This is a genomic window from Oceanicaulis sp., from assembly GCF_051859625.1.
Lineage (GTDB): Bacteria > Pseudomonadota > Alphaproteobacteria > Caulobacterales > Maricaulaceae > Oceanicaulis.
On sequence record NZ_JBHYFH010000001.1, the window covers coordinates 1,611,150 to 1,633,581 of the forward strand.

18 protein-coding genes are annotated in these 22,432 nt (G+C 63.9%); 2 read left to right on the forward strand and 16 right to left on the reverse strand.

Going from position 1 to position 22,432, the window contains the following annotated elements; all coding sequences use genetic code 11:
• Nucleotides 1-378: a DUF2946 family protein gene (locus ACTIGF_RS07735; protein ID WP_439636657.1), complete on the reverse strand. Its 378-nt coding sequence runs from the start codon at nucleotides 376-378 to the stop codon at nucleotides 1-3.
• Nucleotides 379-1,012: 634 nt separating this feature from the next.
• Nucleotides 1,013-1,702 (reverse strand): SDR family oxidoreductase, encoded by a 690-nt coding sequence (locus ACTIGF_RS07740; RefSeq protein ID WP_439636309.1) that lies wholly within the window; start codon nucleotides 1,700-1,702, stop codon nucleotides 1,013-1,015.
• Between the two features lie 189 nt (nucleotides 1,703-1,891).
• On the opposite strand from ACTIGF_RS07740, the gene ACTIGF_RS07745 reads away from it, so the two are divergent.
• Nucleotides 1,892-6,799: an NAD-glutamate dehydrogenase gene (locus tag ACTIGF_RS07745; RefSeq protein WP_439636310.1), complete on the forward strand. Its 4,908-nt coding sequence runs from the start codon at nucleotides 1,892-1,894 to the stop codon at nucleotides 6,797-6,799.
• Between the two features lie 22 nt (nucleotides 6,800-6,821).
• On the opposite strand, the gene ACTIGF_RS07750 is transcribed toward ACTIGF_RS07745, so the two are convergent.
• From ACTIGF_RS07750 to cysG, 12 genes are all read right to left on the reverse strand, one after another.
• Nucleotides 6,822-7,424, reverse strand: coding sequence for a response regulator transcription factor (locus ACTIGF_RS07750; protein ID WP_439636311.1), 603 nt, complete (start codon nucleotides 7,422-7,424; stop codon nucleotides 6,822-6,824).
• Entirely contained in the window at nucleotides 7,421-8,599 is a 1,179-nt protein-coding gene (locus ACTIGF_RS07755; protein WP_439636312.1) for a sensor histidine kinase, read from the reverse strand. Before ACTIGF_RS07755 ends, ACTIGF_RS07750 begins: the two co-directional genes overlap by 4 nt.
• A gap of 81 nt (nucleotides 8,600-8,680) precedes the next feature.
• Nucleotides 8,681-9,409: an ABC transporter permease gene (locus ACTIGF_RS07760; RefSeq protein WP_439636313.1), complete on the reverse strand. Its 729-nt coding sequence runs from the start codon at nucleotides 9,407-9,409 to the stop codon at nucleotides 8,681-8,683.
• Between the two features lie 4 nt (nucleotides 9,410-9,413).
• Entirely contained in the window at nucleotides 9,414-10,328 is a 915-nt protein-coding gene (locus tag ACTIGF_RS07765) for an ABC transporter ATP-binding protein (RefSeq protein WP_439636314.1), read from the reverse strand.
• Nucleotides 10,329-10,438: 110 nt separating this feature from the next.
• A complete protein-coding gene (locus tag ACTIGF_RS07770) occupies nucleotides 10,439-10,723 on the reverse strand; it encodes a hypothetical protein (protein ID WP_439636315.1) in 285 nt (94 codons plus the stop codon).
• A gap of 112 nt (nucleotides 10,724-10,835) precedes the next feature.
• A complete protein-coding gene (locus tag ACTIGF_RS07775) occupies nucleotides 10,836-11,816 on the reverse strand; it encodes an NAD-dependent epimerase/dehydratase family protein (protein ID WP_439636316.1) in 981 nt (326 codons plus the stop codon).
• A 214-nt stretch (nucleotides 11,817-12,030) separates the two neighbouring features.
• On the reverse strand, nucleotides 12,031-12,846 hold the full coding sequence (locus ACTIGF_RS07780; protein WP_439636317.1) for a ferredoxin--NADP reductase: 816 nt from the start codon (nucleotides 12,844-12,846) through the stop codon (nucleotides 12,031-12,033).
• Between the two features lie 11 nt (nucleotides 12,847-12,857).
• The gene (locus ACTIGF_RS07785) at nucleotides 12,858-13,865 is read right to left on the reverse strand and encodes a cysteine synthase A (RefSeq protein ID WP_439636318.1); all 1,008 of its coding nucleotides are present in this window, start codon (nucleotides 13,863-13,865) and stop codon (nucleotides 12,858-12,860) included.
• Nucleotides 13,866-13,890: 25 nt separating this feature from the next.
• Nucleotides 13,891-14,991, reverse strand: a complete 1,101-nt coding sequence (locus ACTIGF_RS07790) for a phosphoadenylyl-sulfate reductase (RefSeq protein WP_439636319.1) — start codon at nucleotides 14,989-14,991, stop codon at nucleotides 13,891-13,893.
• Nucleotides 14,981-16,612, reverse strand: a complete 1,632-nt coding sequence (locus ACTIGF_RS07795; protein WP_439636320.1) for a nitrite/sulfite reductase — start codon at nucleotides 16,610-16,612, stop codon at nucleotides 14,981-14,983. The genes ACTIGF_RS07790 and ACTIGF_RS07795 overlap by 11 nt, the downstream gene beginning before the upstream one ends.
• Nucleotides 16,605-16,907, reverse strand: coding sequence for a DUF2849 domain-containing protein (locus tag ACTIGF_RS07800; protein WP_439636321.1), 303 nt, complete (start codon nucleotides 16,905-16,907; stop codon nucleotides 16,605-16,607). The genes ACTIGF_RS07795 and ACTIGF_RS07800 overlap by 8 nt, the downstream gene beginning before the upstream one ends.
• Nucleotides 16,904-18,304, reverse strand: a complete 1,401-nt coding sequence (gene cysG / locus ACTIGF_RS07805; protein WP_439636322.1) for a siroheme synthase CysG — start codon at nucleotides 18,302-18,304, stop codon at nucleotides 16,904-16,906. The genes ACTIGF_RS07800 and cysG overlap by 4 nt, the downstream gene beginning before the upstream one ends.
• A gap of 107 nt (nucleotides 18,305-18,411) precedes the next feature.
• On the opposite strand from cysG, the gene ACTIGF_RS07810 reads away from it, so the two are divergent.
• A complete protein-coding gene (locus ACTIGF_RS07810) occupies nucleotides 18,412-19,278 on the forward strand; it encodes a LysR family transcriptional regulator (RefSeq protein WP_439636323.1) in 867 nt (288 codons plus the stop codon).
• On the opposite strand, the gene ACTIGF_RS07815 is transcribed toward ACTIGF_RS07810, so the two are convergent.
• On the reverse strand, nucleotides 19,279-20,211 hold the full coding sequence (locus ACTIGF_RS07815) for an ABC transporter substrate-binding protein (protein WP_439636324.1): 933 nt from the start codon (nucleotides 20,209-20,211) through the stop codon (nucleotides 19,279-19,281). It lies immediately after the preceding gene.
• 10 nt (nucleotides 20,212-20,221) lie between these two features.
• Nucleotides 20,222-22,345 carry a sugar phosphate nucleotidyltransferase gene (locus ACTIGF_RS07820; protein WP_439636325.1) on the reverse strand — a complete coding sequence of 708 codons (2,124 nt, stop codon included), beginning with the start codon at nucleotides 22,343-22,345 and terminating at the stop codon, nucleotides 20,222-20,224.
• Between the last annotated feature and the right edge of the window lie 87 nt (nucleotides 22,346-22,432).

Consider the following 22,432-nt stretch of genomic DNA (forward strand, 5'->3'; position numbering starts at 1 on the left):
TCAGGTGAGAGCGGGTGGTGCGCGGGAGCCGAGTGGAGGGCCCTGGGCCAGGGTGTGGAACGCTGACTCGTACACAGCGGTCGTGATGGCGCTGAGCGCACGACCGGGGGCGATCAGCCTGGGTTGAGCCTGCAAAGGCGCGCCATGTGCCAGCACGCATAAGGGGCAATGGTCGGAGTCTGTCTGGTCGGCGGGCTGTTCAAGCCCCGTACTGATCGCCAGCTCCTGCAGCGCAGCGGTCACATCCGGGTCGCGTTGCAGGTCGGGGCTTGCGCAATAAAGGCTTGTGACGTCGAAGCCGTGTGACGGCCCCACAGCAAGCGCGCCCTGCAAGATCATTTGCAGGCCGATTGCGAACGTCGCCAGAAGGCGCGTCATAGGCAAGCGGACACCCATAGCCATTCACGCGGACTAGCACTGCTTGATCGGATTGAAAATCTCTTGATGTGCTTTGTCTTGGCGCCTGATGGAGGCGGTTGCGACGTTTGCCCTCTGCCGAGTGTTGCTGATCCGGAAACACACATTTCACGCAAGCGTGAGCTGAGGTGTGTGGCAATGACGGCGGCCCCGTCCCATATGTGAATTCGCCAAGGACGGAACGGGGCCCATCGGTCTCCTCCCCAACCGGAAGGCTTCGGAACGCAACTGCGTTTTCTCGCCTCCCCGCGCCGTTCTTGGCCAATTGGCTTCACGCCGAAAACAAGAAAAGAAAGAAGGTTCAACCATGGCCCGCGCCGTTTCACTGGTGATCGCAACTGGAATTTTTCTGACTGTCAGCCTCGTCGCCGCTTGCGCTTCGGGCAATGGTCTCTACATCAGCTCTTAATGAACGAGATTCGCTGAAACCTGTCAGCGAGCCTTACAGGCCTCAGAGTGCGTCCCCCCAGCCTGCCCGATGAGGCCTGCAGGCGCCGCCGGACATGCCTGTCCCCGTCCGGCGGCGCCGCTTAAAATAAAAAAACCCCGCAGCCTCAGGCTGCGGGGTTTTTCATGTCGCTAAAGAGCGATCTTCCTACCAGGGCAGGTCCTCGCCGCTGACATGAAAGAAGCGGCCGCTCATCGCCGGATTGGCGCGAGCGATCAGGTCAAGCTGCGCGCTGACGGCTTCGGTGGGCGTCAAAAGGCCATTCGGCCCGCCCATATCCGTGCGCACCCAGCCCGGATGCAAGGTCAGCACGACGATGCCCTTGTCCTTGAGATCAATGCTCAGCGATTTGCCGATCGCATTCAGCGCCGCCTTGGAGGCGCGATAGGCGTATCGGCCGCCGCTGTCATTGTCCGCGATGGAGCCCATGCGGCTGGATTGCAGGGCGATCACCTTGAGCTGGCTCTGCGCCACCTGATCGGCGAACGCTTCCGCCAGCGCCAGCGGCGCCAGCGTATTCACACGAAACGTGTCCAGAAAGCCGTCATTGGCGGCTTCGCCGAAAGATTGTTCCTTCGGTCCCATGACGCCGGCATTGGCGAACAGGATGTCGATCGGACCCTTGACCTGCTCCTTGAGCGCCTTGGCGGCGTTCAGATCGCTTGCGTCATAGGCCAGGATGTTCAGTCGGCCATCGCCGGGATCGAGCGCCTTGAGCGCATCGGCGCCCTCAGGGTCGCGCACGGCGGCGCTGATGGTCCATTCGCGCTTAAGAAGTTGGCTGACATGCTCAAGGCCCAGGCCGCGATTGGCGCCGGTGATGAGAGCGTGGGGCATGGTCGTCTCCGATACGGAAATCTGTTGTTTTTCTAGCCTGAAATCAAGCACAGCCATGATTGCAGGTCTAGCCGCTCAGTACCGCTTGAACCCAGCGCGTGCGGGAGTAGGCTGCGAAGCATATGTTCAGCCTTTTTCGATGAACATTGTCCACCGTCCACCACTTTTCCGTTTCAGGAGCCCTCTATTATGAACGCCGTGGTCAGCGTCAGGCACGCTTATGACAGAGAGGCCTTTTTAAAGGCCGCACGCAGCCGGTTTAAAGCGGCGTTTGGCGAAAACGGGCCGGATTCAGAGAGTTTCCTGGACCAGCTCTGGGGCGATGCGCTGGCGGATGACCTGGCGAGCGTGAGCGATCAGGATGCGATCTCGCTGGCCGAGGAATTCTGGCGATATGGCGAGGAGCGCGCCGCGGACAAGATCCTGATTCGCGTGCGCACCGCCCATGGCGCGGACGGACGCAGCCTGGATCGCGATATTCTTGAAGTGATCGGTCAGGACCGGCCCTTCCTCGTGGATTCGGTGATGGGTGAAATCGCCAGCCAGGGCCTGGACGTCATGGCGATGTTTCACCCCGTGGTTCAGGTGCGTCGCGGTGAAAACGGCGAGCGGGTGCAATCAGGCGGTCGGTGCCTGAACGAATCCATGATCCAGGTGCATCTCGATCTGCTCAGCGACGATGTCCGCGAGCGTCTGGAAGCGGGCGTCCGCGCCACGCTCGACGATGTGCGCGATGCGGTCGAGGACTGGAACGACATGCGCGCGGAGATGGACGACGCCATCGACCATCTGACTAACGCCAACACGTCTGCGTCCAAGGAAGAACAGGAAGAAGCCGTCGCCTTCCTGCGCTGGCTGCGCGACAACCATTTCGCCTTTCTGGGCAGCCGCACTTATCAGTTTGACTTTGACGCTGACAGCGAGACCTCGCAAAAGCCGGAAGTGAAGTCGGAATCCGGGCGCGGCGTCCTGCGCGATCCCGACCGCAAGGTGCTGCGTAAAAGCGCAGAGCCGATGATGCTGACCCCGGCGATTGAAGCGTATATGCGTGCGCCTTCGCCGGTGATCGTGGCCAAGGCGAACATGAAGAGCCGCGTGCACCGGCGGGTCTACATGGATTATATCGGCGTCAAACGGTATGACGCCGACGGCAATGTGGTGGGCGAAACCCGGTTTGTGGGCCTGTTCACCGCCGAGGCTTATGACCAGATGGCGCGTGAAGTGCCGCTGATCCGCCGCAAGGTGCGTCGCGTGCTCGACAAGGCTGCGAAAGCACCCGGTTCGCACTCGGCCAAGAAGCTTCAGAACATCGTCGAAAACTATCCCCGCGACGAGCTGTTCCAGACCGACGAACAGGACCTGCTGGACATTTCGCTGGGCATTTTGCACCTGCATGATCGCCCGCGTACCAAGCTGTTCATGCGCCGCGACCAGTTTGACCGCTTTGTCTCGTGCCTGCTGTTCGTGCCGCGTGATCGCTATAATTCCAAGGTGCGCGAGCTGGCGGGCGAGAAAATTCGGGCGGCGTTCAATGGACGCCTGTCGGCGTTCTATCCGCAGTTCGGCGATGCGCCGCTGGCGCGGGTGCATTTCATCATCGGGCTCGATCCGTTCAACCACCCCGAACCCGACCCGTCCGAACTGGACGGCGAGATCGCCGCACTGGCGCGCACTTGGGAAGACGAGCTGCATCAGGCGGCGCGCGCTTCGGGCGAGGCGGATTTGCGCCGGGCGGTGACGCGCTATCTGGACGGGTATTCCGCCGGCTATCGCGAGCGGTTCAGCCCCGAAGAGGCGCTGGCCGATATCGGCCGGATGGAGCGCGTGACCGCGCGTGGCGAGACCGCCGCACGCGCCTATCGTGTGGAGGGCGAAGCTGATGACCGGCTGCGCGTGAAGCTGTATCGCTGCGGCGATCCCATCGCGCTGTCAGGCGTCATGCCGGTGCTTGAAAATCTGGGTCTGCATGTGCTGGCCGAGGCGGGCTATTCGGTGCAACGCCACTCGGAAGCTGGCGATGACACGGTATGGGTGCATGAGTTCGAAGCTTCGCTGAGCGGTGAGAACGCCGAGAAAATCGAAACGGAAGCGGAGGCGTTTGAAGACGCGCTGCTGGCCGTGCTGGAAGGCCGGACCGAGGATGACGGCTTCAACAAGCTGGTGCTTGGCATCGGTGTGAGCTGGCGCGAAGCAGCCTTCCTGCGCACGGTGGCGCGTTATCGCCAGCAGACCGGCCTGGATCCGTCTCAAGCCATTCAGGAAGAAGCGCTGGCGGAGAACTCTGAAATCGCACGCGGCCTGATGGAGCTGGTGAACACCAAGTTCAATCCCGATCTCGATTTTGGGGGTGAGAGCCGCGAAAGCCACGCCAAGGATGTCAGCAAGGCCATCCGCATCCTGCTGGAGCGGGTGGAGAGCCTGGATCATGACCGGGCGCTGCGCCGGATGCTGCGCCTGATCGAAGCGGTCTTGCGCACCAATTTCTTCCAGACCGACGACAAGGGGCGCTCCAAGCCGTGGATCTCGATGAAGATTTCCAGCCGGGATGTGCGCGAACTGCCTGATCCCAAGCCTTATCGTGAAATTTTTGTCTGGAGCCCGCGCGTGGAAGGCGTGCATATCCGCTTCGGCCCCGTCGCGCGCGGCGGCTTGCGCTGGTCGGACCGTCGCGAAGACTTCCGCACCGAGGTGTTGGGTCTGGTGAAGGCCCAGCAGGTCAAGAACGCCGTCATCGTGCCCGTGGGCTCCAAGGGCGGCTTCTATCCCAAGCAATTGCCCGACCGTAGCGATCGCGACGCCTGGCTGGCGGAAGGCCAGGAAGCGTACAAGACCTTCCTGCGCGGCCTGCTCGACATCACAGACAACCTTGTCGACGACGCCGTCAAACGCCCCGACAATGTGGTGTGCTGGGATGACGAGGACCCTTATCTGGTCGTCGCCGCCGACAAGGGCACGGCCACTTTCTCCGACATGGCCAATGGCGTCGCTCAGGACGAGTATGATTTCTGGCTTGGCGATGCGTTCGCCTCGGGCGGCTCGGCAGGCTATGACCACAAGAAAATGGGCATCACCGCGCGGGGCGGCTGGGTCAGCGTTCAGCGCCATTTCCGTGAGATGGGCAAGGACATCCAGTCTGAACCGTTCAGCGTCATCGGCGTTGGCGACATGTCCGGCGACGTGTTCGGCAACGGCATGCTGTTGTCCAGAACGATCCGTCTGATCGCGGCCTTCGACCATCGCGACATCTTCATTGACCCGAATCCAACTGACACCGAGAAAACCTGGGAAGAGCGCAAACGTCTGTTCGACCTGGGCCGGTCAAGCTGGCAGGACTATGACAAGTCCTTGATCTCCAAGGGCGGCGGTATTTTCCCGCGTTCGGCCAAGTCGATCAAACTGTCCGATGAAATTCGCGAACTGACCGGGCTGACCGGCAACACCGCTTCGGCCACCAATCTGATCCGCGCGCTTCTGAAGGCGGATGTGGAGCTGATGTGGTTCGGCGGCATCGGCACGTACATCAAGGCGTCGTCCGAGCAGAACTATCAGGTCGGCGACAAGGCAAATGACGCACTGCGCATCGACGCCAAGGAGCTGAACGCCAAGGTCATCGGCGAGGGCGCCAATCTGGGCGTCACCCAGGCGGCGCGGATTGAGTTCGCCCGCAATGGCGGTCGGGTGAATGCGGACTTCGTGGACAATTCAGCGGGCGTCGACAGCTCCGACCATGAGGTCAACATCAAGATCTTGCTCAACCCGATGATGCGCGAGGGCTCGATGAAGCTCGAAGACCGCAACACGCTGCTTGAATCCATGACCGATACGGTCGCCGACCATGTGCTGGAGCATAATTACGACCAGACCCTGGCGATCACCATCGCCAAGGAACATGCGGTTGAAGATCTGGATGCGCATGAGCGGATGATGGAGCGACTTGAGCAGGCGGGGCGTCTGGACCGGAAGGTTGAAGGCCTGCCGGCCCCTGAACAGATCCGCGAGCTCAAGGATCAGGGCCAGGGCCTGACGCGGCCGGAAATCGCCGTTCTGATCAGCTACGCCAAGATCGCCTTGTTTGATGCGCTGGTGGAATCCGACGTGCCCGATGACGCGCATTTCAACCGCTCTTTGGTGACCTACTTCCCTGACAAGTTGGAGAAATTCTCCGACGCCATGCAGGGCCACAGGCTGAAGCGCGAGATCATCGCCACCCGCCTCGCCAATGACATGGTCAATCTGGGCGGGCCGACGTTTGTGAACCGCGCCATCGAAAGCACCAGCGCGGATATTGCAGCGATCGCGCGGGCGTTTGAGGCGGGGCGGAGCATTTTCCGGTTCAAGGATTATAGCGACCGGATCAATGCGCTGGACAACAAGGCTCCGGCCGAAGTCCAGATCGCGCTTCATGACGAGGTGATCCGTCTGCTGCGCCGCCAGACCTACTGGCTGTCGCGTCGGACGCTGGGGCAGGACGCTTTGCCGATTGCGGATGTGATCGCGGCCTATCAGCCCGGCGTGGACGCGTTGAAACCGCTGGTCACGGAAATCGCCAGCCCGTTTGATTGCGAAGCGCTGGAAGGCCGGTTCCAGTCTTATGTGGCGGCCGGCGCCCCTGAGGATATCGCCCGCGATGTGGCGCGGCTGCGTCCGCTGACCTCGTCTTCGGATGTGATTGATCTGGGCAAGACGGCCGATTGGCCGCTGGCGGCGGCGGGGCGGCTTTATCACGCTGTGGGCGCCCGCTTCATGTTTGACCAGCTGCGAGCGGCGGGCAATCAGCTGTCGTCCAACCTGCACTGGGACCGCTTGGCCATGCGTCGCCTGATCGAGGATCTGTATGGCAGCCAGCAGGCGATCTGCGAGGGCATGATGGCCTACGCCAAGGCGGAGCGGCCGGATCTGGTCAAGGATCTGAGCGCGCCGGATGCGGATTGGGCCTCAGAGGTCGTCAGCGCCTGGGCGGAAGCCCAGAAACTGATGGTGGCGCGCGCTGACCGGGCGCTGGAGGAAATCTCCGCCACGGGGGGCTGGACGCTGTCGAAAGTCGCGATTTGCTCGACGCAATTGCGTGAGCTGGCGGCGACTGTGGACAAGAGCTAGCCGGAGCGCTGGGGGGTCAGGGTTAGAGCCAACCGTTTTCGCGGGCGATCTGAAACGCCTCGATACGGTTGGCTGCGCCCAGCTTTTGAGTGGCGTCGGCGAGATAGTTCCGCACCGTGCCAGGCGACAGGCTGAGGGTGCGGGCGATGTCCTTGTTGGACTTGCCCTCTTCCACCAGTTTGAGAATGTCGCGTTCACGCGCAGTCAGCATGACCGGCGCGCTCCAGGCGCTCTCCGCCAGCTCCGCGGCGATGGCGCGTTGACCCTGCGCCACTCGGCGCACGGCGTTCGCCAATTCCTCGCTGGGCGCGTCTTTGAGCACATAACCCAGCACGCCTGCCTGAAGCGCCCGCTGAAGGTAGCCGGGGCGGGCGAAGGTCGTGACGATCAGGACACGGGTCTCGCTGCCCGCCTGGCGCAAGGCTTCGGACGCCTCGATCCCGGTCAGGCCCGGCATTTCGATGTCGGTCACCAGAACGTCAGGTTTGAGGTCCTGCACAAGGCGCACCGCCTCTTCGCCATCCTGCGCCTGCGCCAGTAGCTCGATATCGGGTTCAAGGGTCAGAAGGGCGGCCAGCGCGCCGCGCAGCAGCGACTGGTCTTCAGCGATGACAATGGAAATCATGAGACGGGCTCCAGGCTCTGTTGGCCGGGTTTGGCGGGAGGCAGGCTGAGGGTGACGCGCACGCCGGAGTCCCGGCTCTCGATCTCCATCTCTCCTCCCAGGGATTCAATACGCCGACGCATGCCGTCCAGTCCGGTTCCGGCATGAAGCTCGCCGCCACAGCCATCATCCTCGATGACCAGCGCGCCTTCTGGCGCAAAACGAATACGGGCGCTCCGGGCCCCGGAATGGCGAATAATATTCGTGACCGCCTCGCGTAAAGCCAGACCCAGCGTGGAATGGGCGGCCTGGTCGAGCTCGGGCGGCTCTCCCTCGACGCTTAACCGGATCTCGGCGGCGGCGAGCGCGGATCGGGCGCGCGCCAGTTCTTGATGGACGGTCGTGACATGCATGCCCGCCACTGCAGCGCGAACATCCTTGAGGGTGATGCGGGCGGCGTCGCGGATTTCTATGATCTCTGTTTTCGCCCGGTCTGCATCAGCATCCAGAAGACGCGCGGCCAGTTCGGATTTGACGGCGATCGTCGTCAGCGTGTGGCCCAACAGATCGTGCAAATCCTGCGCAATGCGCTCGCGTTCACGCAGCGCCGCCAGTTCGGCCTCCATGCGCAGATTGCGCTCGCGCGTGGAGACCCGGGCGGCGGATTCATACCCGGCGAGCGTCGCCATGCCCGCCATCACGGCGATGAATTGCGACAGCACCATCTCAAAGATTGTCACATCCAGCAGCCAGGAGGCGCACAGATAGAACGCGCTGGCTCCCGCCATAACCAGCAGAGCGGTTTTCTGCGGCCTCAGACCGGCCAGAAGGGTGACGGCGAAAATATGAAAATTGCCGCTCATCCCCACCACAGGGATCAGCGCCAGGGACAGGAAGGACGCGTAGCCGGCGGCCAGTAGAATGCGGTGGGTTTTCACGCCATTGCGATACGGGTCGCCGGCGTTGGCGTACAGATAGACGGGGATGAAGCTGCCCACGGCCGCAAAACTGATCAGGGCATCGCGCAGCCCCGGCAGTTGGAAAAACCAGGGTGTGAAATAGAAAACCAGATAGATCAGGTAGAAGGCCGGGCTTTCAGACAAGCCGCGCACGCGGCCTGTCCATTTCGGCCCTGGATCATGGGATGCGGCGCCAGCGGACGCTCTGTGGGGCTTGTGGGTCGGTTCTGACGCCATGATGAACGCGTTTCCTGTAGGCAAGCGGCGGAGCCGGATCGAGGGTTCACCCTGCCCTGCTCCGCAACTCAGAGCCAGCGTCTAGCGTTGACGCGCCCAGGCCAGAAGCGCCAGGCCCGCTGCGATTGCCGTGATCACAAGCGTTGCGAGGATATGGCCCAGCATCGCTTTGTCTCCGGCGGCTCCGCTGATGGATAACGCGATTTCGGCGAGATGGAAGCTCGGCAGGACTTGGGCGATCTGCCCCATGATGCGCGGGAAGATGCTGACCGGCATCCACAAACCGCCCAGGACCGCCATCCCCAGATAGAGAATGTTGGCGACCGCGACGGCGGCGTTGGCCCCGAACACGAAGCCCAGAGCCAATCCGATCAGGACAAAGGGAATGGCGGACAGCACATGAACCAGCAGCAAACCGAGCCAGACCGCGGCGGGCAGGCTGACATCGGCGGCGAATGCGGCCACGGCGTAGATCGCAGCCAGCGACACGCTGGCGATCAGCACGGTCGCCGTGGTTTTCGCCACCAGCAAAGCGGACGCCGGCGCCGGCACGGCGCGCTTCAGGGTCAGCCAGCCGCGCTCTCGCTCTTGCGCCACGCCGGCGCCGAAGCCGAACAAGGCCGGCCCCATCACCGCGAAAACGCCGAAGGTTGAGAGCAGGTAAGGTGCGTTGTCGCGGCTGCCGGGGATGATCACGCCAAACAGGGTGAAGAACATCACCGGCAGGATCAGCGTCGGGATCGCAAACTCGGGCATGCGCGAGAGTTTGAGGACTTCAGCCTTGATTTCAGCCAGATATGCATTCGCCATCAGATCAGGCTCCCTCTGGGTCAGGTTGGCCCGTCAGCGCTTCGAAGGCGTCTTCCAGGGTCGGTTGAGCGACGCTGAGATCGCTGAGCGCGGGATCAGCGTCCAAGAGCGCTTTGAGAAAGGCGACTGACTCGCTTACTTGCAGGCGGACCTTGCGTCCTGACCGGGTCATCGCGATCAGACCGGGCAAGGCGTGAAGCGCTTCATCAGACAGGCTGGTGACGCAGCTGATCACCGCGCCGCCCATGCGGGTGCGCAGACCGTCCGCCGTATCATCGGCGATGATGCGCCCGTTTTGCAGAACGACCACCCGGTCCGCCAAGGCGTCCGCTTCTTCCAGATAATGCGTGGTCAGCACCACCAGGGTTCCGTTCGCCGCTACGTCGCGGACGACAGCCCACAAGGCGCGGCGCGCCTCGATGTCGAGCCCGGTGGTGGGTTCGTCCAGAAACAACAGGTCAGGTTGGCCTACCAGAGACAGCGCGAACTGGATGCGCCGTTTCTGACCGCCAGACAGCTGGCCGTAGCGCCGCTTGATGAAATCGGTCAGCGCGCAGCGCGTGATCAGGGCGTCGAGATTCGCCGGGTCCGGGTAATAGCTGGCGAACAGCTCCAGCAATTCACGCCCGGTCAATGTGTGCGCCAGGTCTGTGTCCTGCATCATCACGCCGATACGCGTCTTGATGGCGCGGTCACCTGGCTTGGCGCCGAACACTTGCAGGGCGCCGGAGCTGGGACGAACCAGGCCAAGAGCGGTTTGAACGAACGTGGTCTTGCCCGCGCCATTGGGCCCTAAAAGCGCCAGAACGCCGGCGCCGGACACGCTCATGTCCACCCCATCAAGCGCCGTCTTGCGGCCATAGCGCCGGGTCAGCGCGCTCGCCTGTAAGACAGGCGCAATGTCGGGGGATGAAGTCATGGGCTCTCACAGCTTGGTTCAGTTGAAACCAAATTCTGTCAGGCCTGGGCAAGAGATAGGAGTGACGCGCGTCATACGACGCAGGTGACAGATGTCACCTGTTGCGGAGTTCAACCAAACAGATGGATCGCGCCGCCCACCATCGCGCCCCAGAAGGCGCCGCAGGTGAAGACCAGAAAGGCGAGGGTGCGCCGCGGGCTCCAGCGGTTTTCAACCACCGGCTCGGCGAACGCGGTTTCCAGACGCTCCTGCAGGGCGTGCGCCGGAGAGGGTATGGCGTAGGCCGCTGATGGATCAGCTTTCGGAAACGGAGGAACAACGCCTTGAACCGCGCTCTCCGAGGCTTCGGAAGGGGCGGATCCGGCGTACGATTCAGTCTTGCGGTGTGCCTGCATGACGTTCCTCCATGATTATCGAAGGTAGTCGAAAAAGCTGAACAAAGCCCCAACCAGCGTTGTAAACAAAGTATTAACAGGCTCTAAATCATGGACGTAAAATCAGGCAAGACTAGGCCGGGCGACCCTTATAGGACCGCCACCAGACCACATATCGTTGCAACCCTTCGGTGAGCATGACCTTGGGTTTATAGCCGATTTTCGCGTTCAGCCGGCTGATGTCGGCATAGGTGGCCGTCACGTCGCCCGGTTGCATGGGGCGCATGATTTTGTCCGCTTTCATGCCCAGAGCCTCCTCAAGGGAGGCGATCATATCCATCAACCCTACGGGCTGGCTGTCGCCGATATTGTAAATTTCGTGCGCGCCGCGTGCAGGCGGCGCATCCAGAACGCCGATCACACCGTCAATGATATCATCGATATAGGTGAAATCTCGCGCCATGCGGCCCTGGCCATAGACCTCGATCGGCTCGCCGCGGGCGATCATCTCGGTGAATTTGTAATAGGCCATGTCCGGGCGGCCCCAGGGGCCGTAAACGGTGAAGAACCGCAATCCCGTTTGCGGAAAGCCGTAAAGATGGGCGTAGCTCTGGCTGATCAGCTCGCAGGACTGCTTGGTGGCGGCGTACAGCGAAACCGGTGAGATGGTGGGATCGCTTTCCTTGAAGCCTTCGCCTGTCAGGGGGCGGTCGCCATAGACCGAGCTGGATGAGGCGTAGACCAGATGCTCAACGTCATTATGACGCGCCGCCTCCAGCACAGACAGGTGCCCGGCGAGGTTCGAGCGCTCATAGGCGAAGGGATTGTCGATGGAGTACCGGACCCCGGCCTGGGCGGCGAGATGGACGATCCGCTTGGCGCCGGTGCGCGCGACCAGCGCATGGAGCGCGTCGTGGTCTGCAATGTCGGCGCGGACCAGCTCAAAACCCTTGTGCGCGCACAACCGGGCGGCGCGCGCCTCTTTCAGGGCGGGGTCATAATAGGTGTTGAATCCGTCAATTCCGATGACGGTTTCACCACGCGCCAGCAGACGCTCCGCCGTATGCATGCCGATGAAACCGGCGGCGCCGGTGACGATCACAGGCGAGGTCATGCCTGCAGTCTCCCTCCCCGTCGCGGGACGCCGAGGGGCGCGCGAACGGCGTTATGAACCTCATCGTCTGCGTCAGGTCAGAAAATGGACGACCGAAGCCGATCAAGTCGCGCAGAGATGATCAGCCGTTCGTAAAGACGACTGATTCCTAGCGAGACCATGCCCCAAGCCGTCCCCAGCGTCCATATCTGGTCGCTGCGCGCGCAGGCGTTGCCTAAACGCCCTCGCCGGCGAACGCTTTCTCGACGACGAAATCGCCCGGTTTGGCGTTCGAGCCCTCCTCAAAGCCGCGCGCTTCCAGCATGGTCTTCAGCTCGCCCAGCATGGCCATGGAGCCGCAGATCATGACGCGGTCGGTTTCGGGGTTGAGGGCGGGACGATCGATCAGCTCAAAGAGTTCGCCGGTCTCGATCAAGGTCGTGATGCGCCCTGTGCGCGGCCCGTCCTCGCGGGTGACGCTGTCAAAATAGATTAGCCGGCCCGCGGCAGCCTCACCCACCAGCGGATCGGTCTTCAGCGCCTCGACCAGATCGCGCGAATAGGTCAGCTCCGGGCTGGTGCGGCAGGTATGGGTGAAGACCACTTCGTCAAACTGTTCATAGACGCCCGGTTCCCGGATCAGGCTCGCAAACGGCGCGGCGCCGGTGCCGGTAGACAGCATGTAGAGGCGCTTTCCGGGCTTGAGCGCGTCAGTCACCAGCGTGCCGGTAGGCTTTCGTCCCACCAGCACGCGGTCGCCGGGCTGGATATGGCGCAGGCGCGAGGTCAGCGCGCCGTTCTCCACCTTGATGGAGTAAAATTCGAGCGTGTCGTCCCAGCTCGGGCTCGCGACCGAATAGGCGCGCAGAACCGGTTTCTTTTCGCCTTCCAGACCGATCATCAGGAACTCGCCCGGCCGGAACCTCAAGGTCGAAGGCCGCGCGGTGCGGAAGCGGAACAGATCATCGGTGAAATGCTCCACCTCTGTGACCTTGCAGGCGAAGAAGGCGCCTTGGTCAATCACGTCAGCGTCTTGGGCGGTATCGAGCATATCAGTCTCCGTCAGGCGCTCAGGTTCGCGCTGGCGTCCGGTTCCGTCCAGGGCGGAACCGGCAGCCCGCGGGCGCGCAGGAAGTCAGGGTTGAAGAGTTTGCCGGCGTAGCGCGCGCCGGAATCACACAGGAGCGTGACGATGGTCTTGCCCGGTCCGAGGTCTTTGGCGAGGGCGATAGCGCCCGCGATATTCACCCCGGCGGACCCGCCCAGCGACAAGCCCTCTGTCTGGATGAGGTCAAACAGGACAGGCAGGAAGTCAGCGTCTTCGATGCGATAGGCGTGATCGACCTCAAGACCTTCCAGTTGGCCGGTGATTCGGCCCACGCCGATGCCTTCGGTGATCGAGCCGCCCTCTGATTTGAGTTCGCCTTGGGTGAACCACGAATAGAGCGCGCCGCCTGCGGGATCGGCGAGGCCGATCGTGACGGCCGGCTTGGCCGCGCGCAGGGCGGAGGCGATCCCGGCCAGTGATCCGCCCGTCCCGGCGGCGCAAATAAAGCCGTCCACCTGGCCGTCTGTCTGTTCAAGGATCTCACGGCCGGTGGTGGCGGCGTGGAAGGCCTTGTTTGCGGGGTTGTCAAACTGGTTCGCCCAGACAGCATTGGACAGGCTGGCGGCGATCCGGCGCGAGGTGTGGACGAAATGGTGCTCGCTGGAATAGGGCGCAGGGTCGACTTCAATGATCTGCGCGCCTGCTGCGACCAGGGCTTCACGTTTGCCCGCGCTCTGCCCGCGCGGCATCACGATCAGCGCCTTGTATCCGAGCGCGCCCGCGACCAGCGCCAGACCGATGCCGGTATTGCCCGCTGTGCCTTCGACGATGACGCCGCCGGGCCTGAGCGATCCGTCCGCTTCCGCCGCACGGATCAGCCCAAGCGCCGTGCGATCCTTCACCGAGCCGCCGGGATTGAGAAACTCGGCCTTGCCGAAAATCTCACAGCCCGTGGCGTCAGACGCAGCTTTCAGGCGGATCAGCGGCGTATCGCCGATCAGCTCCACAATCGTTGCCGTCATGATGCGTCCTCTTTGATCAGCCGCCTCAGATCAGGCGGACAGCGCCAGCGCGTTTGGCGCGCGCGGCGCGAACCGGATCAAAGATGCCGCACTCTTCGCGGTCCTGGCCAGCCCAGCGCCCATCACGGGAGCCGGGCGCGTCAGAGGGCGCGGTGCAGGGCCAGCAGCCGATGGAGGCGTAGCCGTCTTCGGCCAAAGGATGGCGGGGCAGGTCGAGCGCCCTGTAACGCGCCGAGACCTCCTCGGGGCTCAGGAAAGCGAAGGGGTTGATCTTCACCCGCTCACCGTCAAATTCCACCGCCGGAATCTCGCCGCGCTGACCGCCATGATAGCGCTTGCGGCCCGTGATCAGGGCGTCATAGGGATCGAGCGCCCGGCCCAGCGGGCGGACCTTGCGCAGATCGCAGCAGGCCTGGCCGTCACGGTCATACAGCGTCTCGTCAGGGTCTTGGGCGCGCACCTCGTCTTCATCGGGCGTCAGGACATGCAGGTTGGACAATCCCAGATGCTCGACCAGACGATCACGATAGCGCAGCGTCTGCGGAAAGTGCAGGCCGGTGTCCAGAAACAGGATCGGCGTGCCTGATGCGATCTGCGCCACCAGCGCCAGCCCCAGCGCGGCCTCTGCGCCGAAGGAGGACAGCATGGCCATGCGTCCACCATAGACCTCGGCGGCGCGCGTGAGAATGGTTTCAGGCGAGGCGCCGTCCAGCTCCGCCGCCAGAGCTTCGGCGGTCGCCTTGCGCGCCGCCAGCGCCCGAATGTGCAGGGCGGTCGGGCGCGCTCTCACAGCGCCGGGATCCGGCTGGTAGATATAGGGCGCGCCGCCCGTATTGCGGTTGCGGGCGGGGCCGTCGGGGCGTTCGATATCCACCGCGTCAAAGCCCATCCGCAACAAATCGTCGACCTGATCAGGGAGCACGGGGCCGACCGCGCGCAGCTCGCCCTCAAACCCTGAGCGGCGCAGCAGCGCGGCGAGCGAAAAGCCACGCCCATCCTTGAAGCTCGGGAATCGGATGACAACGCGCTCGGCGCCTGAAATGACGGTTTGGGCTTCAGTCAGCGACATGTCGCCTGCGAGTTCCACGGGTTGGGTTTCGACCCGGGCGAGAGCATCACGCGCCATAGACGGCCTCCTTGAAAGGGTCTGTTCCCAGACGGTTGAGGGTCTGGATGAAGGTTTCCTGGGCTTGAGCGTGCTCGGCATAGACCCGCACGCAGGCGATGACGGCGGTGACGGCGTCATCCGACGACAGGCCGGGGCCGAGGATCTTGCCGATAGCGGCGGCGCCGTCCCCGACGCCCCCAAGGGTGAGCTGGTAGACTTCTTCGCCCGCCTTATCGACGCCCAGAAGGCCGATATTGGCCACATGGTGATGGCCGCAGGCATTGATGCAGCCTGAAATCTTGATGGTCAGATCACCGGTGGCGTCATCCAGTCCCGCCTGGTGCAGCCCGGTCGAGATGGCCTGCGCGATGGGGATGGAGCGGGCGTTGGCGAGATTGCAGTAATCAAGCCCCGGGCAGGCGACGATATCGCTGGCGCGGCCCGCATTGGGCGTGGCGAGCCCCGCCTCATCCAGCAGCGCGAACAGCGTGCCCAGCGCGGCCTTGTCCACATGAGGCAGAACCAGATTCTGCTCCTTGCTGACCCGGATCTCGCTCAGGGCGAACCGGTCGGCGATGTCGGCGATCAGGTCCATCTGATCCGCGCTGGCGTCGCCCGGCGTTGCGCCGGGCGCCTTGAGCGGGATCACCACGACGGCGCGGTTCTTCACCTTGTGCGGCTTCACATTCACCGCGCGCCAGCGGGCGAAAGCCGTGCCGGTCGGGATGTCGGTCAGGGGCTGGCCTTCCGGGGGGAGGGCAAAATGACTGCTGACGCGCTCGATCTCTTCCACCGGCAGGGTCAGGGCGCGGCCACGGCTCGCGGCGTACTCGGCTTCGACGGCGTCGCGGAAGGCGTCCGGCCCCATGGCGTCCACAAGGATCTTGATGCGCGCCTTGTAAAGATTGTCCCGGCGGCCTTCGAGATTATAGACGCGCAGGATCGAGGTCAGATAGGCGAGCAGTTCGCGCTGGGGCAGGAAATCACGGATGATTTTCGCCACAACAGGCGTGCGGCCCTGACCGCCGCCCACATGCACTTCGAACCCGGTTTCGCCGGCGTCGTTCTTCACCAGACGCAAGCCGATATCGTGCACGCCGATGGCGGCGCGATCTTCGGGAGAGCCTGTGACCGCGATCTTGAACTTACGCGGCAGCCAGGTGAATTCAGGATGGGTGGTGGACCATTGCCGGATCAGCTCGCACCAGGGGCGCGGATCGGCGATCTCATCCGCCGCAGCGCCCGCGAACGGGTCGGTCGTGGTGTTGCGGATGGTGTTGCCAGAGGTCTGGATGGCGTGCATCTGCACGCCCGCCAGATGATCAAGCACGTCGGGAATATCCACCAGCGCCGGCCAGTTGTACTGGATGTTCTGGCGCGTGGTGAAATGGCCATAGCCCCGGTCATAGGTGCGCGCGACATAGGCGAGCGAGCGCAATTGTTCCGACGACAGAACGCCATAGGGGATGGCGACCCGCAGCATATAGGCGTGCAGCTGCAGATAGACGCCGTTCATCAGGCGCAGCGGTTTGAACTCGTCTTCGCTCAGCGCGCCGGAGAGACGCGCATGCACCTGCTCGCGAAACTCCGCTGTGCGTGCATCGAGCACCGCCCGGTCGATCTCGTCATATTTATACATGCGGGCCTCCCGTGCTCGAGGCCAGCTTGGTGGAGCCCGCGCTGGGACCGGACAGGCGAATGGTCTCGCGCACATGCTTGCGGCCCGCTGGCGCAAAGCCGTCCGCGCCCGCATCGATCTCGATGGGGTAGGGGCCGACCACGAGCAGGATGTCGCGCAGGGCGACGTTGAGCGCAGCCTCGACCTCATCATCGTTCAGACGGGCGGCCTGGTCGGCGCTTTCGGTCCAGTGATTGTCAGGCGTCAGATAGACGACCCGGCCATCGGTGAGGCGGTTTGCTGTGATGGTTTTCATGCGGCGTGCTCCAGCGCTTTCTGGCTCAGGCTTGCGAGGTGCTCGGGCGCGTATGCGACCACGTCACCGATCACGAGGACTGCGGGACCGCTGAGCTTTTCAGACGAAATCGTGTGCGCCAGCGCGTCGAGCGTGGTGAAAACCCGCCGCTCGGTGCTCAGGCTGGCGTTCTCGATGATCCCCACAGGGGTGGCGGGGGAGCGGCCAGCCTCGACCAGACGGCGCGACAGGGTCGCGGCCACGGCGACGCCCATATAGACCACAAGGGTGTGGGTGGCGGCGGCGAGGGCGGAATAATCAAGGTCCGGCCCGCCGAGCTTCGGACGTCCCGTCACAAAGGTCACCGCCTGAGCGGCGTCACGATGGGTCAGCGGGATCTGGGCTTGTGCGCCCGCGGCCAGGGCCGCGGAAATACCGGGCGTCACATGGACTTCGACGCCAGCCGCGCGGACGGCGTCAACTTCCTCGCCGCCGCGCCCGAAAATGAAGCTGTCCCCGCCTTTCAGGCGCACGACCCGGCGGCCGAGCCGGGCCTGCTCGATCAGGATTTCGCAAATCCGCTCCTGCGGCACCGGATGGTCGCCCTGGCGCTTGCCCACATCAATCCGATGCGCGTCGCGGCGGGCGCGGTCGATGATTTCTGGCGAAACAAGCCGATCATGCACGATCACGTCGGCGTCCCGGATCAGACGCGCGGCCTTGACCGTGAGAAGTTCAGGATCGCCGGGACCGGCGCCCACCAGGTGCACCACGCCTTTGGGGGTGGGCGCATCGTCTTTCAGGGCGTCCAGAAGCGCGGCGCGCACGCCGTCTTCATCCCCGGCGTCGGCGAGCTGGGCGGCGGAGCCGCGCAAGGCGCGCTCCCAGTATTTCCGGCGGGCGTCGACGCTGGGGAACGCGTCCATGACGCGGCGGCGCAGCCCCTTGGCGGTTTGCGCCAGCAGGCCCACGCCCGGCGCGATCACGCTTTCAAGCGCGCTGCGCAGATCGCGGACCAGAACAGGCCCTGCACCGCCTGACGACAGGGCGATGGTGATGGCGCCGCGATCAATGAGGGCGGGGGTGTAAAAATCGCATAGCGGCAGATTGTCGACCACGTTGACCAGCGCCCCCGCCTTGCGGGCTTTTTGCGCCAGTTTCACCGCGCGCTTTTCATCCTCGACCCCGATGAAGACCAGCTTCGCCCCCTTGAAGACGTCATGCGGGCGCGCGCGGGTGTCGATGCGCGTGTTCGGGTTGAGGTCCGAGGGCAGGGTCGGCGACACACCCAGCGTGCACCAGATCAGCTCACAGGGCGCGGTCCGAAACAGGCGTAGCTTGTTCAGCGCGGGTTCGCCGGCGCCCAGCACCACCACACGGGCGCCGGAGAGGGGGATGGCGGGCAGGAACTGGTCCATAGTCAGAGGCCTCTTATAAATCGGCCCCGACTTTCGTCATCATTAGAACTTTTTACAAATCAGTATTTTTGCGTCATATAGAAAGAAATTCTTTTCTATGGTGATGTGTGGCCGGTCTCGCTCCTCTCAACGCCCTGCGCGCTTTTGAAGCCGCCGCCCGTCAGGGCGGGTTTGTCGGCGCGGCGGAGGAGCTCAATGTCACGCCCGCCGCCGTGGGTCAGCAGGTGCGTCAGCTGGAGGCGCTGATTGGCGCGCCCTTGTTTGAGCGCGAAGGCCGCAAACTCGTCCTGACCGAGCGCGGAGCGGCGGCGCTGGAGCCGTTACGGCGCGGGTTCGAGCTGATGGGGGAGGCGAGCGCGGCCTTGCGGGCTGCGCAGGCGACGCCGACCCTCACCTTGGCGGCGGATCACGATATCATGACCGCCTGGCTCAGCCGGGATTTGCCAGGCGTCGACGTCGCGATCCGCCTGGTCGCCTCAGGCGAGGACGCGGACCTGACATTGACGCGCTCCAGTGTCGCCGCCGCGCCTGCCGGGGCGGAGCGATTGATGGATGAAGTGTTGACCCCGCTGGCGCGGCCGGGGCTTGTGCAGCCGGATGCCGGGCTGGGGGTGCTTGAAACCCTGCCGCTGATCGAGGATAGCCGCAGCGGGCTGAGCTGGACGGACTGGCTTAGCGCGCGGGGCGGGTATGGGCTTGAGGCCCAAGCGCGCTTGAAAGTCAGCGAGTCCCAGGCCGCGCTGGCGTTGGCGGAACAGGGGGCCGGGATCGCGCTGGGCCGCAAGCCTTTGGCCTATGACGCCATCCGCGACGGGCGACTGGCGCCGGTATTCGCCAATGGCGACCAGCCCAGCGATCAGGCCTATTTCCTTCACTATGCCGCCGGGCGATCCCCATCCGCCGCGGCAACGCGCATCGCCCATCATCTCAAGGCGTGCGCTGCGGCGCGTCAGGACCTTGCTGGCGAGCTGTGATCAGCTTTCCAAGGCGGAGAGCGGGTGAACGGGCCCCATGTCCGGCTCGATATCGGGTGCGCGATGATGCTCGGGCCACAGCCAGTGGGCCAACGCTTCCAGGCTGTCGACAATGCGCGGGCTGGAGCGGCTGAACAGGCGGTTGCCGTCAAACACGGTCAGCTGACAACCCTGAGCCTCGAGCTGGCGCAATGCCGTGATGGCGTCAGGATCGCCTGCGATGTCTTCCACCGTGCGCGCGGCGGAAAAGCCGCAGGGCGCGATCACCAGCCGCTCAGGGTTGAGGGTGAGAACCTCCGCCCAGCTGGTCGTCCAGCTGGGGCGATCGGACGTATTGCCTGCATCCTCGCCGCCCGCCAGCGTGATCAGCTCATGCATCCAGTGGCCGCCAATGAAAGGCGGGCTGGTCCAGTCCAGAAGCACGGTGCGTGGCCGCGGGCCGGGCAAGGCCTGCGTACGCTCGGCGACAGCGTCAATCCGTGACTGGAGGCTGGTGCGGAGCGCCGCGGCGCGATCACTGACCCCGGCGGCGTCACCGATCATGGTAATCGTTTCAAGGATGTCGCCCAGTGAATAGGGCTCGAGATTGACGAGCGTCGGCTGCGGGTTGAGCTGGCTCAGAACCGTGCTGACCTCGGCGCCGGAGACCGCGCAGACATCACACAGGGCCTGACTGATCACCAGATCCGGCTTGAGCGCGGCCAGAGCCTGCGAGTCCAATGCGTAGATCGCGTCCTGGCCCTGGAGCTTGGCGCGCACGGCGTCGTCGATGTCGCGCGCGGTCTGCGCTTCGAACAGCGCGCTGGTCAAGGACGGCAAGTCCTGAACCTGAGGCGGCCAGTCACAGCAATGGGAGACCGCGACCAGATCCTCGGTCAGACCCAGGGCGGCGACGATCTCGGTCGAGCTGGCGAGCAGGGAGGCGATGCGCATTCAGCAGCGTCTAACGGTCAGATGTCGGGCGTGCGACGAAGGGCGCGATGCCGGTCATCAGATGGTAGATCATGCTGGCGGGCACATGAGAGACCGCAGGTTCGAAATCCTGATCCAGCCGGTCCACCCAGCCATGGGCGGGTCCTGGGTTGAGGAAGCGATCATGAATCTCGTCGATCATCGCTTTCACCGGCGCCTGGGGCGAACCCAGGGTGATATAGGTGCGGAGCCGTTCAAGCTGCGGCCACAGTCGATAGCCGACATCGCCATTGCCCAGCACGTTCAGCGCCATGCCGTCGCGGATGCCATGGCTTTCTGTGAAGGCGTGAATCCGGCGCAGCCAGCTGCCGCAATCGCGGCCCACAAGGCGGTCGGTCTCGCTCAACAGATAGATCCATTCATAGCAATGGCCCGGTTCGATCCGGTCATCGCGAATGCGCGTCCAGTCCGGACCGAAACGTTCGAGCACGGCGCCGGTTTCAGGCGCGAACATGAAGCGCTCGAACAGGGTGGCGATGGTCTGGATGCGGTCAGCCGAGGCGGGGTCGCCCATAACCTCGTAATAGCGCAGGCTGGCTTCCAGAAGATGCATGTGCGGATTGGACAGCTTGCCGCCGCCGCCCGTTTCATGATCCACCCAGCCGCCATAGAGATTGTCGCCGAACAATTCGTCGATCAGGGCGAAGGCTTCTTCCGCCAGCGCCTGCCCGCGCGCATCGCCCAAAGCGGCGAGTTCCGCGCCCGCCAGCGCCACAAAGGCATGGTCGTAAAAGTCACGACGGGGATCATTGATCTGGCCCTGGCCGTCAAAACCATGCGCCCAACCGCCCTGAGGCGCGCGCGCCGGGCCGTTCAGAAATTTGATGGCGGCTTCGATGACGGCGTCGGCGGAGCCGTCAGGGTTCCAGCCCAGTTGCTTGGCGCGTGCGAAGCTGAACAATTGCCGGGGTGCGACCCGTCCGCGACGGGGCATGCCGCTAGCGGCTTCGCCAGCCATGTCGAGGCCTTCAACAAAGCCGCCAGTTGCGGGATCGATCGCCCGCGCGGCCCAGCCCGGCATCACGGTGTTCCACAGCCAATCGCCCAGACGCTGGCGTTGGTCGGCGCGCAAGAGGGTTTGACCCAGAGTCTGGATGGCGGACACGGCCGGTTTGATGCCGGCGGCGCCGTCCAGGCTGGACACCAGCACCGCATCGCGTGTGGCGATAACGGATATGGCGTCCAGGCCGTGTACGGCCACTTTGGGGCCTGAGGACTGGATGAACACCCGCTCGGCGCCGGGCGCGACCACGGCGCCGCGCAAGACTACCGGATCATGGCTCGCTTCGGCGTGCAGGGCGTGCACGGCGCGAAAATCACCCACATCACTCCATCCCATGGAGACAGGCAGGACGGAGATATTGTTGGCGGTCTCCATGACCGCATAGTCGATGGATTCAGAGCGGCATTTGGAAAAAGCGGTGCGGTCCAGCTGGCCGTCCTCGGTCAAGGCGGCCTGCACGCTCTCCAGAATGTCGGGCGCATGGGCGGCCAGCGCTTCGCGCATCACCCGGGCGGTGAACATGAAAATGCCGGCGTTCCAGTAAAACCGGCCGGTTTCGATATAGGTGCGCGCGGTCTCTACATCAGGCTTCTCGACGAAGCGCGCCACAGGCTTGGCGGCGCTGTCGGCAGGCAGGGCCTCGATATAGCCGTAGCCGGTGGCGGGGAAGTCCGGCTTGATCCCGAAGGTGACGATCTGGCCCTCGCAGGCGGCGGGCTGGGCGTTGCGGATGGTGCGGTGAAACGCGGCCACATCCTTGATGTGGTGGTCCGCCGGCAGGATGAGCAGGATTTCGTCAGGATCAGCCAGCAAGGTCGCCGCGGCGATCGCAGGCGCGGAATTGCGGCCCATCGGTTCGAGCACCAGACGAACGCCGGGCAGTTCTTGCTGCAACGCATCACGGTGGCGGCTGGAGCCAATCGCCATTGCGGGGCCGAACAAGCCGTCATCGCTGACACGCGCCAGGGTTTCCGCGACCATGGATTGCGGGCCGGTCAGAGGCAGGAATTGCTTGGGAGTACGAGGCGTGGACAGGGGCCAAAGGCGAGTGCCGCCGCCGCCGCACAATATGACGGGCGTGACTTTGGTCATGTTCGCTCTCCCCCGGATGGTCAATTCGGCGCCTGAACGCCTGTCAGCTATCGCAGGTGCTCACACGCCTTGCAACGATTTGTTTGC

What these genes read in the sequence shown, in the direction of transcription:
- ACTIGF_RS07735 (WP_439636657.1), bottom strand. Translation starts at nt 378, where the DNA reads ATGACGCGCCTTCTGGCGACGTTCGCAATCGGCCTGCAAATGATCTTG.
- ACTIGF_RS07740 (WP_439636309.1), bottom strand. Translation starts at nt 1,702, where the DNA reads ATGCCCCACGCTCTCATCACCGGCGCCAATCGCGGCCTGGGCCTTGAG.
- ACTIGF_RS07745 (WP_439636310.1), top strand. Translation starts at nt 1,892, where the DNA reads ATGAACGCCGTGGTCAGCGTCAGGCACGCTTATGACAGAGAGGCCTTT.
- ACTIGF_RS07750 (WP_439636311.1), bottom strand. Translation starts at nt 7,424, where the DNA reads ATGATTTCCATTGTCATCGCTGAAGACCAGTCGCTGCTGCGCGGCGCG.
- ACTIGF_RS07755 (WP_439636312.1), bottom strand. Translation starts at nt 8,599, where the DNA reads ATGGCGTCAGAACCGACCCACAAGCCCCACAGAGCGTCCGCTGGCGCC.
- ACTIGF_RS07760 (WP_439636313.1), bottom strand. Translation starts at nt 9,409, where the DNA reads ATGGCGAATGCATATCTGGCTGAAATCAAGGCTGAAGTCCTCAAACTC.
- ACTIGF_RS07765 (WP_439636314.1), bottom strand. Translation starts at nt 10,328, where the DNA reads ATGACTTCATCCCCCGACATTGCGCCTGTCTTACAGGCGAGCGCGCTG.
- ACTIGF_RS07770 (WP_439636315.1), bottom strand. Translation starts at nt 10,723, where the DNA reads ATGCAGGCACACCGCAAGACTGAATCGTACGCCGGATCCGCCCCTTCC.
- ACTIGF_RS07775 (WP_439636316.1), bottom strand. Translation starts at nt 11,816, where the DNA reads ATGACCTCGCCTGTGATCGTCACCGGCGCCGCCGGTTTCATCGGCATG.
- ACTIGF_RS07780 (WP_439636317.1), bottom strand. Translation starts at nt 12,846, where the DNA reads ATGCTCGATACCGCCCAAGACGCTGACGTGATTGACCAAGGCGCCTTC.
- ACTIGF_RS07785 (WP_439636318.1), bottom strand. Translation starts at nt 13,865, where the DNA reads ATGACGGCAACGATTGTGGAGCTGATCGGCGATACGCCGCTGATCCGC.
- ACTIGF_RS07790 (WP_439636319.1), bottom strand. Translation starts at nt 14,991, where the DNA reads ATGGCGCGTGATGCTCTCGCCCGGGTCGAAACCCAACCCGTGGAACTC.
- ACTIGF_RS07795 (WP_439636320.1), bottom strand. Translation starts at nt 16,612, where the DNA reads ATGTATAAATATGACGAGATCGACCGGGCGGTGCTCGATGCACGCACA.
- ACTIGF_RS07800 (WP_439636321.1), bottom strand. Translation starts at nt 16,907, where the DNA reads ATGAAAACCATCACAGCAAACCGCCTCACCGATGGCCGGGTCGTCTAT.
- cysG (WP_439636322.1), bottom strand. Translation starts at nt 18,304, where the DNA reads ATGGACCAGTTCCTGCCCGCCATCCCCCTCTCCGGCGCCCGTGTGGTG.
- ACTIGF_RS07815 (WP_439636324.1), bottom strand. Translation starts at nt 20,211, where the DNA reads ATGCGCATCGCCTCCCTGCTCGCCAGCTCGACCGAGATCGTCGCCGCC.
- ACTIGF_RS07820 (WP_439636325.1), bottom strand. Translation starts at nt 22,345, where the DNA reads ATGACCAAAGTCACGCCCGTCATATTGTGCGGCGGCGGCGGCACTCGC.